Source organism: Streptomyces sp. NPDC030838, from assembly GCF_055572035.1.
In genome coordinates this window covers 188,390-204,906 of the sequence record NZ_JBVIED010000007.1, presented here as the reverse complement: position 1 = coordinate 204,906, position 16,517 = coordinate 188,390, and the positions used below count along the sequence as shown (strand labels likewise).

Annotated in this window: 13 protein-coding genes and 3 pseudogenes; 9 read left to right on the top strand and 7 right to left on the bottom strand. The window is 70.3% G+C overall.

The window, feature by feature from the left end; genetic code table 11:
* Positions 1-429 precede the first annotated feature (429 nt).
* Together ACZ42A_RS20390 and mmuM are read right to left on the bottom strand one after the other, a co-directional pair.
* Positions 430-1,491: a LacI family DNA-binding transcriptional regulator gene (locus tag ACZ42A_RS20390; protein WP_468528631.1), complete on the bottom strand. Its 1,062-nt coding sequence runs from the start codon at positions 1,489-1,491 to the stop codon at positions 430-432.
* Positions 1,492-1,704: 213 nt separating this feature from the next.
* Entirely contained in the window at positions 1,705-2,652 is a 948-nt protein-coding gene (gene mmuM, locus ACZ42A_RS20385; RefSeq protein WP_468528630.1) for a homocysteine S-methyltransferase, read from the bottom strand.
* 180 nt (positions 2,653-2,832) lie between these two features.
* On the opposite strand from mmuM, the gene ACZ42A_RS20380 reads away from it, so the two are divergent.
* The 4 genes from ACZ42A_RS20380 to ACZ42A_RS20365 all read left to right on the top strand — a co-directional run bounded on the left by ACZ42A_RS20380 (position 2,833) and on the right by ACZ42A_RS20365 (position 7,817).
* Positions 2,833-4,032, top strand: coding sequence for an NAD(P)/FAD-dependent oxidoreductase (locus tag ACZ42A_RS20380; protein ID WP_468528629.1), 1,200 nt, complete (start codon positions 2,833-2,835; stop codon positions 4,030-4,032).
* Between the two features lie 18 nt (positions 4,033-4,050).
* The gene (locus ACZ42A_RS20375; RefSeq protein ID WP_468528628.1) at positions 4,051-5,007 is read left to right on the top strand and encodes a sigma-70 family RNA polymerase sigma factor; all 957 of its coding nucleotides are present in this window, start codon (positions 4,051-4,053) and stop codon (positions 5,005-5,007) included.
* 283 nt (positions 5,008-5,290) lie between these two features.
* Positions 5,291-6,391 carry a glycoside hydrolase family 43 protein gene (locus tag ACZ42A_RS20370; protein ID WP_468528627.1) on the top strand — a complete coding sequence of 367 codons (1,101 nt, stop codon included), beginning with the start codon at positions 5,291-5,293 and terminating at the stop codon, positions 6,389-6,391.
* 13 nt (positions 6,392-6,404) lie between these two features.
* On the top strand, positions 6,405-7,817 hold the full coding sequence (locus ACZ42A_RS20365; protein ID WP_468528626.1) for a family 43 glycosylhydrolase: 1,413 nt from the start codon (positions 6,405-6,407) through the stop codon (positions 7,815-7,817).
* Between the two features lie 24 nt (positions 7,818-7,841).
* Here the strand turns inward: ACZ42A_RS20365 and ACZ42A_RS20360 are convergent, their stop codons facing one another.
* Positions 7,842-9,521, bottom strand: a complete 1,680-nt coding sequence (locus ACZ42A_RS20360) for a rhamnogalacturonan lyase B N-terminal domain-containing protein (protein ID WP_468528625.1) — start codon at positions 9,519-9,521, stop codon at positions 7,842-7,844.
* Positions 9,522-9,712: 191 nt separating this feature from the next.
* Here ACZ42A_RS20360 and ACZ42A_RS20355 point away from each other — a divergent pair, with 191 nt between their 5' ends.
* Entirely contained in the window at positions 9,713-10,759 is a 1,047-nt protein-coding gene (locus ACZ42A_RS20355) for a rhamnogalacturonan acetylesterase (protein ID WP_468528624.1), read from the top strand.
* Between the two features lie 179 nt (positions 10,760-10,938).
* Here ACZ42A_RS20355 and ACZ42A_RS20350 read toward each other — a convergent pair whose 3' ends face one another.
* Positions 10,939-11,481 carry an MOSC domain-containing protein gene (locus tag ACZ42A_RS20350; protein WP_468528623.1) on the bottom strand — a complete coding sequence of 181 codons (543 nt, stop codon included), beginning with the start codon at positions 11,479-11,481 and terminating at the stop codon, positions 10,939-10,941.
* A 632-nt stretch (positions 11,482-12,113) separates the two neighbouring features.
* A complete protein-coding gene (locus ACZ42A_RS20345; protein ID WP_468528622.1) occupies positions 12,114-12,767 on the bottom strand; it encodes a GNAT family N-acetyltransferase in 654 nt (217 codons plus the stop codon).
* A 191-nt stretch (positions 12,768-12,958) separates the two neighbouring features.
* Here ACZ42A_RS20345 and ACZ42A_RS20340 point away from each other — a divergent pair.
* The 4 genes and pseudogenes from ACZ42A_RS20340 to ACZ42A_RS20325 form a co-directional block, all read left to right on the top strand.
* Positions 12,959-13,768, top strand: a pseudogene (locus tag ACZ42A_RS20340) (IS5 family transposase); the annotation flags it as partial.
* Positions 13,768-14,328, top strand: coding sequence for a phosphotransferase (locus tag ACZ42A_RS20335; protein WP_468528621.1), 561 nt, complete (start codon positions 13,768-13,770; stop codon positions 14,326-14,328). The pseudogene ACZ42A_RS20340 and the gene ACZ42A_RS20335, both read left to right, overlap by 1 nt.
* A 26-nt stretch (positions 14,329-14,354) precedes the next feature.
* A pseudogene (locus ACZ42A_RS20330) lies at positions 14,355-14,720 on the top strand (LLM class flavin-dependent oxidoreductase); the annotation flags it as partial.
* 176 nt (positions 14,721-14,896) lie between these two features.
* Positions 14,897-15,439: a GNAT family N-acetyltransferase gene (locus tag ACZ42A_RS20325; protein WP_468528620.1), complete on the top strand. Its 543-nt coding sequence runs from the start codon at positions 14,897-14,899 to the stop codon at positions 15,437-15,439.
* Here ACZ42A_RS20325 and ACZ42A_RS20320 read toward each other — a convergent pair.
* Positions 15,426-15,746, bottom strand: a pseudogene (locus tag ACZ42A_RS20320) (transposase family protein); the annotation flags it as partial. The gene ACZ42A_RS20325 and the pseudogene ACZ42A_RS20320 sit on opposite strands and share 14 nt — an antisense overlap.
* Positions 15,747-15,754: 8 nt before the next feature.
* Entirely contained in the window at positions 15,755-16,471 is a 717-nt protein-coding gene (locus tag ACZ42A_RS20315) for a class I SAM-dependent methyltransferase (protein ID WP_468528619.1), read from the bottom strand.
* Positions 16,472-16,517 lie beyond the last annotated feature (46 nt).

Sequence of the window (16,517 nt, the reverse complement as noted above, 5' to 3'; positions counted from 1 at the left end):
GGGCCCGGGCCCGGACAAGATCCGGGAGAGAAATCGGGGGTGGACCCCGGCCCACGCGACAAGCGCCAAGTGCTTCCCATGCGCCCCCTTCACGCCGCAGGCGCCCAACGCCCGGGACTTACCGGCGGCCGAAAGGCGAGCTACACCCGGCACATGGCAGCTGGACTGGTCCTACTCGCGGTGATGGCCGTCATCGCCGTCGCGATATACGCGCACACCCGGCCGCTCCCGCCGGGCACATGCCGGACGTGCCGAGGCAGGGGCGTCACCTCCACGACCGAGACGAAATGGCGGACCGAGGTCACGTACCCCGGCGGGAAGCGGCAGACCGTGCAGCGCCCGTCGCATACGTGGCAGTCGGTCACCTGCCGCTCGTGCCGAGGCACCGGCAGGGCCCACTGACGACGGCGGACGGCGCGAAGGCGCGGGTCAGCGCGTCTGACCCAGCGGCGCCACCGAGTTCCGTACGACGACATGCGTGCCCAGGAGCAGATGCTCGTCGGGCGTCTCCGGGCTGCGCCCCAGCGCGGTGCGGACGGCGAGGCGGCCCAGTTCCTCGTAGGGCACGTGAACCGTCGTCAGCGCCGGGTGCAGATCGCGGGCGAAGGGGATGTCGTCGTAGCCGGCCAGCGAGACGTCCCGGGGCACGTCCAGGCCCGCCTCGTGCAGGGCGGTGAGCGCGCCCGCCGCGACCATGTCGGTGGCGGCCACGACGGCGGTGAACTCCAGCCCGTCCGCGAGGGCCCGGCGCATCAGCCGGTGCCCCGAGTCGCGGGTGAAGTCGCCGTGCAGCAGCAGCGCCGGGTCGGGCTCCACGCCGCGCGCCCGGTGGGCGGCGAGATAGCCGCGCTCCCGGCCCAGCGCCGTGGTGTGGTCCGGCTTGCCGCCGAGGAAGAGGATCCGCCGGTGGCCCTGCGCGAGCACGTGCGCCACCAGGGCGTGGGCGCCGCCCTCGTTGTCGTACTCGATGACCGTCACCGGCGCCCCCGGCCCGAGCGGCGGCCGACCGCACAGCACCAGCCGGGAGCCCGCCGACGCCAGCGAGTCCGCCATCCGCCGGGTGCGCTCCCGGTACGCGGGGGTGTCCGCGCCGCCGCCCACCAGGATCACCGCCGCCGCGCGCTGAGCCCGCATCATCTCCACGAAGTCCAACTCGTGCTGTACGTCGCCCTCCGTGCTGCACACCAGGCACAGATGCCCGTGCCGGGCCGCCTCCCGCTCCACACCGTGGGCCATGTGCGCGAACGACGGGCCGGTGATGTCCTCCAACACGAACGCGAGGGACGGCGTTCCGGCGCCGGCCACCGCCTTGGCGCGGGCGTCGGCGACGTAGTCCAGGTCGCGCACCGCCCGCAGCACCCGGGTGCGGGTCGCCGAACTCACCGGATACTCCCCGCCCAGCACACGCGACACCGTCGACGCGGACACCCCGGCCCGCGCCGCCACATCCCGGATCGTGCTGCGGCTTACGCTCCCGCTCTTCCTCGTCATACCCGCTCGCCCCTTTCCCCCCTGCCCCGGCAACCACCCCGGGAACTGCGGGAACACGGCGGAAACCGGTTCCCGGTGCGGTGGAGGCTAGCAGCGCCGGGCAGGGGCGAGGAGACGGGTGCGGCGGTAGTGCGGGGACGACGACCGGCGCGCCGGAGCGGGCGGGGGAGCGGCCGCACGCTCACGCCGTCGGGCGTGGAACCGTCCCGGCTCTCACCCCGCCCGCAGCGTCTCCGCGATCGAGGCGATGCCCTCGGGCCCCACCCGGCAGCAGCCGCCGATCAGCCGTGCCCCGGCCGCCCGCCACCCCTCGACCTGCGCGGCGGTGAAGGTGGCGCGGCCGTTCCAGGCGCGGGCCTCGGCGTCCCAGGCCTCGCCGCTGTTCGGGTAGACGACGACCGGCTTGCCGGTCACCCGGGCCGCCGTCGCGACCGCCGCGTCCACGTCGCGCGGGGCGCAGCAGTTGACGCCCACCGCGATCACCTCGTCCACCTCCGCGGCGAGCGCGAACGCCTCCTCCAACGGCTGGCCGGCACGCGTGTGTCCACCGTCGACCGTGTACGACAGCCAGGCCGGCACCCCGAGCCCGCGCACCGCCCGCAGCAGCGCCGCCGCCTCGTCGGTGTCCGGCACCGTCTCCAGCGCCAGCACGTCGGGTGCCGCCGCGGCCAGCACCTCCAGGCGCGGCCGGTGGAACCGTTCCAGCTCGTCGACCGAGAGCCCGTAGCGACCCCGGTACTCCGACCCGTCCGCGAGCATCGCCCCGTACGGCCCGACCGACGCCGCGACCCACAGCGGCCGGGTGACGCCCCCGGCGTGCGCCCGCCGGGCCGCCTCCCGTGCCAACTCGACGCTCAGCGCGATCAGTTCGGCCGCCCGCTCGTGACCGATACCGCGTTTGGCGAAGCCCTCGAAAGTGGCCTGGTAGCTGGCGGTGATGGCCACGTTCGCGCCCGCCTCGACGTAGGCGAGGTGCGCCTCGGTGATCGCCTCGGGCCGCTCGGCGAGCAGCCGCGCCGACCACAGCTCGTCGCTCAGGTCGTACCCGGAGGACTCCAGCTGGTTGGACATGCCGCCGTCCAGCACGACGGTCCCGGCGGCGAGCGCGTCCGCGAGGGAGGGGGTGCGGGAGGGCGGGGGTGCGGGGGTGTCGCTGGTCATGTCACGACGCTAGTCGATGGCGCAGGTGAGAGCGGCCTTCGGCGGCCCAGGACTCCTGTCCATGACCCACGGCGCGGTGATCCTGCCACTCTGTGACTCACGTCACAAGCAGTTCCTGTCAGCAATCGGGGCGCTGTCCCGCTCACTCACCAGGAGCAAGCGAACCGACAGGAGCGACACATGAAGCACCGCATCGTCGTCCTCGGCGCCGGCTACGCCGGGGCCTACGCGGCCGGGAACCTGGCCCGCCGGCTGTCCCCGGAGGACACCGAGATCACCGTGGTCAACGCCGAGCCGGACTTCGTCCAGCGGCTGCGGCTGCACCAGCTCGCGGCCGGCCAGGAGATCGAGGCTCCGAAGCTCGCCGACGTCTTCGCGGGCACGGGGATACGGCTGCGCCTGGCCCGTGTCACCGCCGTCGACCCCGAGCGCCAGGTCGTCGCCGTGGCCGACGCCGACGGCGGCGGCGAGCTCGGCTACGACACGCTTCTCTACGCGCTCGGCAGCCACGTCGCCGACAGCGGCGTCCCCGGCGTGGCCGAGCACGCCTTCGACGTCGCCGGCCGGCCCTCGGCGCTGCGCCTGCGCGAGCGCCTGGACAGCCTGGACAAGCGGGGCGAAGGCGGGAGTGTGCTGGTCGTCGGCGACGGGCTGACCGGCATCGAGACCGCCACCGAGATCGCCGAATCCCGGCCCGGTCTGTCGGTGACGCTGGTCGCCCGCGGCGAGCTGGGCGCCCGGCTCTCCGCCGGAGCCCGCGGCCACCTGCGCCAGGCCTGCGACCGGCTGGGCATCACCGTCCTGGAGCACACCAGCGTCGAAGCCGTGGAAGCGACACGGGCGTTGTGCGCCGACGGCACCATCGTGGCGTCCGACGTGACCGTGTGGACGGCCGGGTTCGCGGTCCACCCCATCGCCGCCGCCAGCGGGCTGGAGGTCACCGAGCACGGCCGGATCGTCGTCGACCGCACCATGCGGTCGGTCTCGCACCCGAACGTCTACGCCGCCGGCGACAGTGCCTACGCCCTCGGCGAAAACGGCCGGCCGCTGCCGATGTCCTGCGCCTCGGCCGGGTCCACCGGCCGGCAGGCCGCGGAGGCGATCGCCGGACGCCTGACCGGCCGCAAGGTCGCCGACATCAAGCAGGTCTACCTGGGCAATCACATCAGCCTCGGGCGGCAGGACGGGATCCTGCAGACGGTCGACGACGAAGCGCGGGCCAAGCCGAAGTATGTGGGCGGCCGGAAGGCCGCGCGGATCAAGGCGGGCATTCTCAAGATGTCGCTGTGGGGCGTCTCGCATCCGACCTTCGGCCTGCCCAAGCGCAAGCGCCACGTGACCGCGTCGCCGGATGCGTTCGCCGTCGAGGCGGTCGCGTAGCCGTCTAGGGTGTTCCGCGTGGACAGCACCGCTACTGATCGCTTCGACACCAGTCGGTTCGAGGCCAGCCGGAACCGGCTGGCCTCGCTGGCATACCGGCTGCTGGGCTCGGCCACCGACGCCGAAGATGCCGTGCAGGACGCGTTCCTGCACTGGCAGTCCGCCGACCGGCAGCTGATCAAGGTGCCGGAAGCATGGCTGACCAAGGTCGTCACCAACCTGTGCCTCGACCGGCTCCGTTCGGCACAGGCCCGCCGCGAACGCACCGTCGGCGCCTGGCTGCCCGAACCGCTCCTCGCCGGCGACCCGATGCTCGGCCCGGCCGACACGTTCGAGCAGCGCGAATCGGTCTCGCTGGCCGTGCTGACGCTCATGGAGCGCCTGTCGCCCGTCGAGCGGGCCGTCTACATCCTGCGCGAAGCGTTCTCCCACAGCCACGCCGAGATCGCCGAGATCCTCGACATCACCGAGTCGGCAAGCCAGCAGCACCTCCACCGGGCCCGGCGCCGCGTCACCGCCGCGCGCCGCCGCGACGGCGGCGAAGTCGACCCCGCGTCCGCCCGCAGGGTCGTCGAGGAATTCCTCGCCGCTGCCACCTCGGGCCGCACCGAACGGCTGGTCGCGCTGCTCACCGACGACGTGACCGCCATCTCCGACGGCGCCGGCCTGGCCGAGACGCTGCTGCGGTTCGACACTCCGCGGCGCGTCGCCGCCATCGCACGGGCCGGCTTCCGGCCCACAGCCGCGAAACGGCGATTCGCCGGCGGCACGCCCGCCATCCACTACGCGCTCGTCAACGGCACCCCCGCCATCCTCGCCGTGGTCGGCGACCGGATCGTCGGCTCCGTGACGTTCGACATCACCGACGGCAAGATCGCGACCGTGCGCGGCATCGCCGCCCCCGCCCGCCTCACCCGCCTCACCGAAGCCTGGCGGCAGCACGAACCGGACACGCCGCTCATCGCCCAGTGGTGACCCGACGCCGACCACGGCACGTGATCACGTGAACAGCGAGCGCCCTGCCACCGGCCCGCAGCCGATGGCAGGGCGCCGCTCTCGGTGCACCGGCGCTGACCATCCCTGGTGACGCCGTTACCGGCGGGCTCGCACCAGCGGCAGCGCACCTCACGGCACCGCTCGCGCGTTTCGTCCTGTCGGCCCCGTTGACCTCTCCCTAACACGCCCTTACCTTGTGCGCGTTCGGAATAGCAGATGGTGTCCGAAATCTCGAACCCCGAGTGATCGAGAGGCAGTCCGCATGAGCCGCGCCGACGACCTTCCCCCCACCTCCCACCCGGCCCCCAACCGCCGACTCGTCCTGAAGGGCGCCGCTCTCGCCGCGGGCGCCCTGGCCGCCGCCCCCGCCACGGCGACGGCGGCCCCCGCCACGACCTCCCCGAAGGCAGCCCCGTACGTGAACCCCCTGGTCCTCAACCGCGCCGACCCGCACATCAACCGGCACACCGACGGCTTCTACTACTTCACCGCCACCGCCCCCGAGTACGACCGGATCATCCTGCGCCGCTCGCGCACCCTGAACGGACTGTCCACCGCCGCCGAGTCCGTCATCTGGCGGGCCCACCCCTCCGGTGACATGGGCGCGCACATCTGGGCGCCGGAGCTGCACCGCGTCGACGGCAAGTGGTACATCTACTTCGCCGCCGCCCCCGCGGAGGACGTATGGCGGATCCGCATCTGGGTGCTCGAGAACTCCCACCCCAACCCCCTCCGCGGCACCTGGGTCGAGAAGGGCCAGATCAAGACCGCCTGGGAGACCTTCTCCCTGGACGCCACCACCTTCACCCACCGCGGCACCCGCTACCTCGCCTGGGCCCAGCACGAGCCCGGCATGGACAACAACACCGCGCTGTGGCTGTCGAAGATGGCGAACCCGTGGACGCTGACCGGACCTCAGATACGCCTGACCACCCCGGAGTTCGACTGGGAGTGCATCGGCTACAAGGTCAACGAGGGTCCGTATGTCCTCCAGCGCAACGGCCGCGTCTTCATGACCTACTCCGCCAGCGCCACCGATCACCACTACTGCGTCGGCCTGCTGACCGCCGACGCCGACAGCGACCTGATGAACCCGGCGAGCTGGTCGAAGTCCCCGACCCCCGTCTTCACCAGCAACGACACCACCAAGCAGTACGGCCCCGGCCACAACTGCTTCACCGTCGCCGAGGACGGCCGTACCGACGTCCTCGTCTACCACGCCCGTCAGTACAAGGAGATCGTCGGCGATCCGCTGAACGACCCCAACCGGCACACCCGCATCCAGAAGCTCGGCTGGAAGCCGGACGGCACCCCGGACTTCGGGATCCCGGTCGCCGACACTCCGGCAGGGGCGGAGGACTGAGATGAGACGCCCGATGAGACGCGCCCACGCGGTCCTCCTCGCCCTCTGTCTCACCCTGCTCGGCTCCCTCGCCACCGCCGGGCCCGCCCAGGCCGCACCGCAGACCATCACCAACGGAACCCGGTTCACCGACACCTCGGGCAACCCCGTGCACGCCCACGGCGGCGGCATCATCAAGGTCGGCTCGTACTACTACTGGTTCGGCGAACACCGCAATGCCGACAACACCTTCCGCTACGTCGACGCCTACCGCTCCACCGACCTGAAGAACTGGGAGTTCAGGAACCACGTCCTGACCCAGGCCACCCACCCCGAGCTGGCCGTCGCCAACATCGAGCGGCCGAAGGTGATGTACAACGCCTCCACCGGCAAGTTCGTCATGTGGATGCACAAGGAGAACGGCTCCGACTACAGCGAGGCCCGCGCGGCCGTGGCCGTCTCCGACACCGTCGACGGCGACTACACCTGGCGGGGCAGCTTCCGCCCGCTCGGCCAGCACATGTCCCGGGACATCACGGTCTTCGTCGACACCGATGGCACCGGCTACATGGTCTCCGCCGCCCGCGAGAACTACGACCTGCACATCTACCGGCTCACCGCCGACTACACCGGCGTCGCCGGCCTGGTCGCCAACCCGTGGCCGGGCGGGCACCGCGAGGCGCCGGCCCTGTTCAAGCGGAACGGCGTCTACTTCATGCTGACGTCCGGCGCGACCGGCTGGAGCCCCAACCAGCAGCAGTACGCCACGGCGACGAGCCTCGGCGGTCCGTGGTCGACGATGTCCAATGTGGGGGATGCGGTCGCCTACGGATCGCAGACCGCATACGTTCTACCGGTGCAGGGATCCTCGGCCACGTCCTACCTGTATCTCGGCGACCGCTGGGGCAACTCCTTCGGCGGCACGGTCAACGACTCCCGCTATGTCTGGCTGCCGCTGACCTTCCCGACCTCGACCTCGATGTCCATGTCCTGGTCCCCGGAGATCACCGTCGACACGGCCACCGGGACGGTCACCGGCACCAGCGCCACGTACAACACGCTGATCGCCCGGCACTCCGGCCGCTGCGCGGACGTCACCAACCAGTCCCAGTGGGCGGGCGCGCAGATCAAGCAGTACGACTGCAACGGCGGCGGCAACCAGAAGTACTGGTTCAAGTCCGTCGGCGGCGGCTACCACCAACTGATCGCCCGGCACAGCTCCCTGTGTGTGCAGGAGAACGCGAGCACGGTGACGCAGGAGAACTGCAACGCCTCGTCGACCGCCCAGCAGTGGTCGCTCACCACCACCGGCTCCTACGTGAACGTCAAGTCCCGCGCCACCGGCGAGTGCCTGGACGTGAACGGCGCGTCCACCGCCAACTCCGCCGCGATCATCACGTACACCTGCAACGGAGGAACGAACCAGCAGTGGACGCGCGGGACATGAGAACCCGTAGAGCCCGTGGAACCCTCAGGCCAGCAGGTCGATCGCGTCGATCGCCGTGCCCGCGCTGAGATAGGAGGTGGTCCCCGAACCGCTCACCACGTTGATCTTCAGCGTGTTGTACTGGCTGGTGTCCGTCAGCCAGGCGCTCGCCGGGACGCTGTAGGTGAACGTGTGGTTGTTCCCCCGGTACGAGCCGTTGGTCAGCGACCGCGTGTCCGGCTGGGTGGGCGGTGAGGGGATCGCCGACGTCCAGGTGTCGTTGACGACGATCTGCGGCCGGCCGTTGGCGTACGCCGTCGTCACCCCGATGCGCAGGGTGTGCGCGGCGGCGGCCTGTGCGGCGGTCAGCCGGAAGTAGACGACGATGCCGCTGTTGACGTCCTTCCAGAGGTAGCAGGGGAAGGCCGACGTCTCCGTGCCGCTGCCGATGACGACGTTGCCGGTCCAGGGGGCGGCACGGACGTCGGCGGGATGGGCGTACGTCATCAGGTCCGCGTTCTTGAAGCCCTTCGGCGTGCCGGTCCACTCGCCGATGCGCCAGATGGCGCTCGCGTTGGCCGGGTCGTTGGTCGACGGTATGGAGATGGTGTTGAGGGTGGTCGTCGCTCCGGCGGATACCGTCACCTGTGTGCTGTATACGGCCAACTCGTCTTTGTGGACAGTCAGCGTGTATGTGCCCGGCAGTACACCGCCGATCGAGAAGTAGCCGTCCGTCGACCGCGCCGCACCCCAGTACTGCGCCGCCGCGTTGGCCAGCCCCACCGTGTACGGATACGCCGTGTTCCGCCCGGTGATCCCCACGCCGGCCACCCGGCCCCGCCCGCTCGCGCCGACGTACCCGGCGATGCCGAGCGAATCCGCCCACGGAGTGGTGAGCGTCCCCGGGAACAACGACGACGACGGCGCGCCGCCGTCCGTGAGGGCGATGACGTACGGGCCCTGGAGGCCGAAGCGCTGGGCTTCCGTCTGGTTCTGGCCGTAGTACAGGATCTCGTACAGACCACCGCCATCGGCGCTCTGATGCCGCAGCAGAGACCGATAGAAGGGTCCCCCGGAAGCCTTCTCGTGGTTGCTGCGCACGATCCACAGGCCCACGCTGCCACTGCTCCAGCCGACGTAGTCGTAGTCCATGACCCGCAGCTTCGAGTAGTGCTTGGAGCGGGTCTGGCCGTCGGACTTGGCGAACACGTCCGAGGCCTCGATGACGGTCGGCGCGTAGGTGTACGAGTCGGGCTCGTCGTTGAGGAACAGCCCCGCCTTCACGCGCAGGATGAACCGGGTCGCCGAGACCGAGTCGTCGGCCTTGTTGGTCCACAGGTAGATGTTGTTCTCGCCGCTGCGGGCCGCGTAGTAGTGCCGCAGCGTGCCGTACGTGACCGAGATCAGGATCGTCGACCCGGACTGCTGGAGCGTCACGGTGGAGCTGCCGAGGCCGGACTCGATGTGCGAGTTCCGGCCGCCGTAGCCCTGGTATTCCGTGCCCCGGTAGACCAGCGAGGTCAGATCGCCGTTGGACTTGCTGACCTTGAAGACCAGTTGGGCGCCGGTGTCGACCACGTAGTTGCTGCCGTCGTCGCTCCAGCCGAAGGCCGCCGCGGACGCGGAAGGGGCCAGCGGGCCGCCGAGGGCCGCCGTGCCGGCGGCGGCCGCGGTGCCGAGGACGAAGCCGCGGCGTCCGACCGGTCGGTGCGCGGATCCGGACATGGGGGTGCCTCCTTCGGGAGGTGTGGGGGTTGCGGGTGACTGGCAGGTTGACAGTTGAATCGATTTTCCGAAAGGGCTTTCCCCGCAAGAAGGTTGTGACTTGTAGGAAATTTTCCCGAGGGCTAGAAAGCGCTTGCCGGATGCGGTACGGTCCACCGCCAGACCACGTCGTCGTGATCGAGGAGCCGGGAATGAGACGTTTCAGTATCGCCGCGCTGGTGGCGGCGACCTTGGGCACCGCGCTGTCCGCCGTGCCCGCCCACGCCGAGAGCGGGCCGCGCCCGCTCGGCATCGAGAACTGCACCGCCGCCGCCTGCCACTTCGACGTCCCGCCCGGCACCTACGACGTGAAGGTCCTCCTCGGCGGCGAGACCGCGTCCAGCACCCGCATCACCGGCGAGACCCGGCGCGCCCTGCTCCCCGAGACCGCCGCCCCGGCCGGCGAGCGCGTGGCCCGCAGCTTCACGGTGGACGTCCGCACGCCCGAGGGCGAGCCCACCGGCCCCGCCGGCACGGCAGGCCTGGACCTCTTCCTCGGCGGCTCGGCCCCCGCCCTGGCCGACATCCGCGTCACCCCGACCACCCGCCACACCCGCCAGATCTTCCTCATCGGCGACTCCACGGTCTGCGACCAGCCCGGCGACCCGTACGCCGGCTGGGGCCAGGAACTCCCGCAGTACCTCCGCAAGGGCCTGTCCGTCGCCAACCACGCCGACTCCGGCGAGAGCACGGTCACCTACCGGCAGAACCCGCAGCTGTGGGCCACCGTCCAGCCGCGCATCCGCCCCGGCGACCTGGTCCTCATCCAACTCGCCCACAACGACAAGACGACGGACGGGCCGACCTACCGGGCCAACCTCGAGGCCTTGGTGGACGGCGTCCGCCAGTCGGGCGGCGAACCGGTCCTCGTGACTCCGATCGTGCGCCGCTGGTTCAACCCGGACGGCACGCTGAACAACAACACCGCCCTGCTGGTGAACGGCCTCGGCGTCGACCACCCGGCGGTGATCCGCTCGGTCGCCGCGGATCGGGGCGTGCCGCTGATCGACCTCACGGCGAAGACCAAGGCGGTGGTCGAGTCACTCGGCGTGGAGGCCTCCAAGGCGCTGTACCTCTACAACGAGAAGCGCGACAACACGCACACCTCCGTCCACGGCGCCACTGTCTACGCGGCCCTGGTCCGCGACGAACTCCTCGCCCAGCACCTGGTGCCGGAGGGCCTGGTCCGGGCGGGCTGAACTCCTGGGGCGCCCTGACCGGAACCTGGGCGCCCCAGGATCGGGCCGCGGGTTGACGTGTTCAACGGGTCGGCGCGCGTGCGGCAGCCTCGTCATCTGCCACTGGGCCGGTGTCGACCTCATGCGGCCCGCACTGCGGGAACCGCGACGCGCGTCACGGCCCGCCCCATGGAGAGACGTCAGACCTGCTCCAGGGGTCGGTGAGGCCCGCTGGGAAGCTCCGCCTTGATCGTGTCGCCCGGGCGCACCGCGCCGCCCTTCTTCACGATGCTCATGATTCCGGCCTTGCGTACGATGTTCCCGGCCTCATCGCGGCCGACGACCTGCTTCAGCAGCCCGTCCTGGAAGTTGTCGATCTGCACGCAGGGATTGCGCAGGCCGGTCACCTCCAGCACTGCATCGTCGCCGATGCGCAGCAGCGTGCCGACCGGCAAGCCGAGCAGATCGATGCCACGGGTGGTGATGTTCTCGCCGAGGTCACCGGGCATCACCTTGAATCCCTCTGCACCGACCTCGGCGAAGAGCTCTTCATGGATGAGGTGCACCTGGCGCAGGTTCGGCCGGGTGGGGTCCTGCGCGACGCGTGAGCGGTGCTTGACCGTCACGCCGGCATGTACGTCACCCTCCACACCGAGCCCGGCGAGCAGCGTGATGGTGTCCCGGTTCGGCTTGGTGAACGAGTACTCGCCGTTGCTGCTGACTGCCGTCACTATCCCGCTCATCCTCGAAGCCCCTCCTGAGTGGCAATGATCAGCCACGACCCTAACCCTCAAGCCTCAAGGGACGGGGAATCGTTTCGGTGCCACTCGTCCGTGTGATGAGCGCGTGAGCGCCTGCTGGGCCGGGCAGCGATGCGGCGACTCGAACCATCCGCCGAGTCACCGCCAACAAGTCGTCGCTGAAAGGAATTCGCCATGCGTCGAATCGCTGCCCTCGCCCTCGGAACCGCCGCCTTCCTCGGGGCCCTCGCCATGCCCGCCAGTGCCGTTCCGGACCCCGTGGCCACCGTGGACTGCGCAGTTCAGGAAGTCACGGGCCTGGTTGACTTGGCCAGCCCCGGAGTGCCTGCCGAGGTCCCTGGCACGGGTTGCCTCGCTCCTTGAACCAAGCACCACTACGCCTCGAACTCCGTGGCGGTCATTGAGTCCGGACTTGGCCCCTGAGCGAGACATGTGACCACCGAGTCAGCCGAGTTGGGGCTGGGGGTGGATCTGCTCGACGCGGTCACGCTTGGTGTGCGTGTCCCCAGGCGGTGGCCGTGGCAGCAGTCGGGCTTCGCTTGGATGCGGAGCCCGATGGGTCGGCCCTGCTGTCGGTCCGACCTCGGGTCGGGGATCCTAGGGCCTGTTCTAGCTCACTGGGCGGCATCCGATGGCTCGTACCAGAGGCTCGTCATCGGGGAGCGCATGGTCCAGCCCAGCGAGGAGTAAAGCGCCCGACCCTCGGGCGTGCCGACCAGGAGGCCAGTCCTTGCACCGGCCTCGTACGCGGCGCTCTGCAGCGTGCGCATCACCAGGCCGCCGAGGCCCTTGCGCCGGTGCTCGGCGGCGGTCTCGACCTGGTCGACCACGACATGGTCGCCTACCTGGGCGATCTGTCCACGGGCGGCGAAGTGCCCGGCACGCGTGCGGACCAGTACTCGGCTGACGCCGCCCCGGGTCCAGCTGGTGAGCGTGTAACCGGCCGGCACCTCAGGGCTCTCCGGTACTAGGTGACAGGTCATCAGAAAGCCGGGACTGTCGCGCCGCCAGCCCGGCCCGACCCAGGGCAGGACCGCCTGGTCCTCGGCGAACAGCTTCAGCCACGTCCCGGGCGCGCTCGTCGCGGCGACGATCTTGCGCACATCGGCCTCAGAGGGCTCCGGCAGAACGTGCCGGGCGACGTGCTTGGGCTGCCCGACGTCGATCGTCCACCCCCACGACTCGTCGACCGGGTCCGAGCTGCCGCGGGAGACGACCCAGCCGTTGATCCACATCCACACGAGCTCACTGATCCTGGTGTCCGGCATCGCCGCCCGTCCCCCTGAATGGTAATAGGTGATAGTCCAAAACGGACCTTACGCAACAGGGGTGGGATTTGACCATAGGAGCAGGTCGCTTGGCCAAGAACCGCGAGCGATGGTCACGGGTAGCCACTGGGACTGTTCCGAGTTCAGATCGCCGACGCCGGGCGATCACGGCCCGGTAGAACTGCGGTGTGACCGTCTACGGTCGGTTCCAGCTGTGGGTGGCGGCTGGAACCTTTCAGGCATTGATGGACGGGATGATCGCCAAGGCCGCAACGCGGGGGCAGGTCGACCTCAGCCTGGTCAGCGTGGACTCCACGGTGGCCCGCGCGCACCACCACGCGGCCGGGATGGTCGTCGACCCGGAGTTGCTGCGGAATCTGGAGAAGGCCGTCGCGGAGGGAAAAGGGCTCCATAAAAGGGGCAAAACGAAGCCTTATTGGCGGCGCCCGACCCGGCCGACGAGACGGACGACGCGACTCGCGAGCAACGCCGCCGCGTGCGCCTGCCGCCGGGCCCGGCTTCGCGCGGCCGAGCTGGGGCGCTCGCGCGGCGGGCTGACCACCAAGACCCACCTTGCGGCCGAGCGCCGCTGTCGGCCGTTGTCCTTCTTGCTCACGCCCGGGCAGGCCGCCGACAGTCCCCGCTTCATCCCGGTCGTCGAGCGGATCAAGGTCCGCGGTCCGGCGGGCCGGCCCCGCACCCGCCCGGACGCGATCGCCGGCGACAAGGCGTACTCCTCCCGCGCCAGCCGCACCTACCTGCACCGACGCCGGATCAGGAGCGTCATCCCGGAGAAAGCCGACCAGACCGCCAACCGTAGGAAGAAGGGCTCGCGCGGCGGCCGTCCCGTCACGCACGACGCCGACCTCTACAAGGACCGCAACACCGTCGAGCGCTGCATAAACAAGATCAAGGAGTGGCGCGGTCTGGCCACTCGCTATGACAAGACGCCCGACGGCGTTATCGGGACGGGGGCCCAACGGAGTTGGAAGCGCGGTTGATGACGCATCTGGCGACCTGTGGCTATCCCGTGCCGAAGGTGTACGAGGTCACGGGTCCCGACATGATTCTGGAGCGGCTGAACGGGCCGACGATGCTGGATGTGCTGGCCCGGCAGCCGTGGCGGGTCGGCTCCATCGGCCGGACACTGGGCCACCTCCACGACCGGTTGCATGCGTTGTCGGCGCCGACGTGGCTGCCTCAGCGGTTCTCGACGGCAGGTGACGACCGGGTGCTGCATCTGGACCTGCACCCGGGCAACGTGCTTCTGACCCGGCGCGGCCCGGTGGTGATCGACTGGCGCAACGCGGGCGCTGGTGATCCCGCTGCGGATGTGGCGATGACCATGGTGACGGTCGGCAGCGCCGAGATTCCCGGCATGGCCGCCCGCCTGGGGCGGAGCCTGCTGGTCCACAGCATGCGCAAGGGCTGCCAGACCGAGCCCGCGGGATGTATCCGGGAGGTGGTCGAGGCCAAGCTGGCCGACCCGAACCTGACGCCTGCGGAGACGGCGTGGCTGCGGCGTCGTCTCGGCGGCCAGACCGGACAGCCAGGCTGCTGATCGGTGGCCGGGCGCGTGCGGGTACGCCTGGTCCGCCGGTGTGGATCGGCGGGTTCTGGCCGCGACGCCCGCCGATGCGGCGGGCAGCGCGGTGGGACGGCGCGGTGCCTCTTTTCGAGACTGCCCGGCATGGGCACGTGCCCGATGTGGCAGAGGTACGGGAGCTTGTCGGTTATGTGCGCAAGCACCGTATGGGCGGGGCCGAGCGGCCCTTTGAGTTCGTGCTTGGCGGTGCCACGTCCTCGGATGCCGTGACGGCCAAGGACGTGATCGGTCCGCTGCGTGACGCCGGCGCCACCTGGTGGGACGAGCGGCAGGTCCAGACGGGCCCCGATCTGGATCACCTGCCCCCGGTAATGCGCCGGATCGAGGCTGGGCCGCCGGTGATCTGATCAGCCTTTCGAGGGCGTGCCGGGTTTGTCGGTGGGGGTGGCCCGCCCGGGGTGATCCCCGCTGTCTCCGCCGGCGCCAGGTTCCGCGTGCGCGAGGGTCCACGCCAGTTCGTGCATTGTCGGCGGCACCATCGACAAGATGGCGGAGAGCCCATTTGATGATCCAGAATGATTGGATGGTCACGCTTGAGACTCCCCGTTTGATTCTGCGTCGCTGGCGCGAGGAAGACGTTGCGTCCATGGCTGCCATCAATGCCGACCCCGAGGTCATGCGGTGGATCCGTGACGGGAGCGTCCGTGACGAACAGCAGACCCGCGATGGGATCCAGGCATGGGAGACCGAGTGGGAGTCACAGGGCTTCGGCCTGTTCGCCGTGGAGATCCGGTCCACTGGCGAGCTTGCCGGGTTCACCGGCCTTTCGGTGCCCAACTACTTGCCGGAGGTACTGCCGGCGGTTGAGATCGGCTGGCGGCTGGGACGTTCCCACTGGGGGCAGGGCTTGGCCACCGAGGCCGCTGCGGCCGCTGTACGGTTCGGGTTCGAAGAGCGGGGGCTGGAGCGGATCGTCAGCATCACTCAAGTGGGCAACGACGCCTCCGAACGGATCATGACCAAACTGGGAATGCATCCGGTCCGTGAGACCGTCAATCCCACCGGCGGTCGGCGAGTCCGGGTGTTCGAGTTGTCGTCAGACCAGTACCTCGCAACCACTCGTTGATGGCGGCAACGAGGACGGTAGCCTCCTGGCGGACCGCGAGTTTGTCGTACCTGGTGGCCACGGCAGCCCGCACGCGGTCGGGGCAGACGCGCGGCCGACCCGGCCCTGTGCGGGGCACACGGACCTCCTCCAGCACCCGTTCGAACTGCGGCGATTCCCCCCGCTGCCCTGCCGTCACCACGATCGACATGGGCTTCTGCCCCTGCTCGACAGCCCAGTGCAGCTTGGTCGTGAACCCGCCACGCGAACGCCCCAGCCCGTGATCACCGGGCTCGTCGAAGACACCGCCCGGTGGTCGTGCCGGGAGCGAGGCAGCTACCGGCGGCGGCAGAGGAACTCACCGTGCGTCGGCGTACGGGACGCACGCGAGACGACGTCGAAGCCGGCCCGCTCCAGCATGCCCTCCAGGACCCAGGCGTATGTGGAGAACTCCTCCCGCACATGCGCCTCGAAGTCCGCCCGGGTGAAGCCCCGGCCCTCGGGGCGTCCTGCGGTGTCGATCCACCGCTGCAGATGCTTCGCGGCGTCGGCGGGCTCGAAACTGAAGATGACATCCCACAGGTAGAAGGTGCCTCCCGGCCGCAGCATGCCGGCCGCGTTGAGGAGTGCCTGCTGCTTCCAGAAGTCCGGCAGCTGGTGCAGGGCCGACTTGGTGGTCACCACGTCCGCGGGCCCCGCCCGGTGGGCGTAGTCCAAGAATCCCGCCCGGTGCCAGTGTGCGCCGGCACCGGCCCGCTTCGCCCGGGCCTGGGCGAAGGCGAGCATCTCCTCCGAGACGTCGACGCCGTGGGCCTCGGCCCCGCGTCTTGCCGCCTGGACCACCAGCGAGCCGGTGCCGCAGGCCAGGTCGACCAGGCGGGTGCCCGCAACGACGCCGAGGCGGTCCAGCAGCGCGTCGTCGGTGTCCGGGTCGGTGCCCTGGTTGCGGTCGTAGGCGGCAACCGCGGCCGGGCTGCCCAAGTCGATGCCGACGGGCTCGTACTCACGGAAGAACCATGCGGGGCGTGGGCGGGTGCTGTCGCTTCGTGGCATGACCCGTTTGTAGGGTCCGGGCAGATCCAGCGGCAACAGCAACATC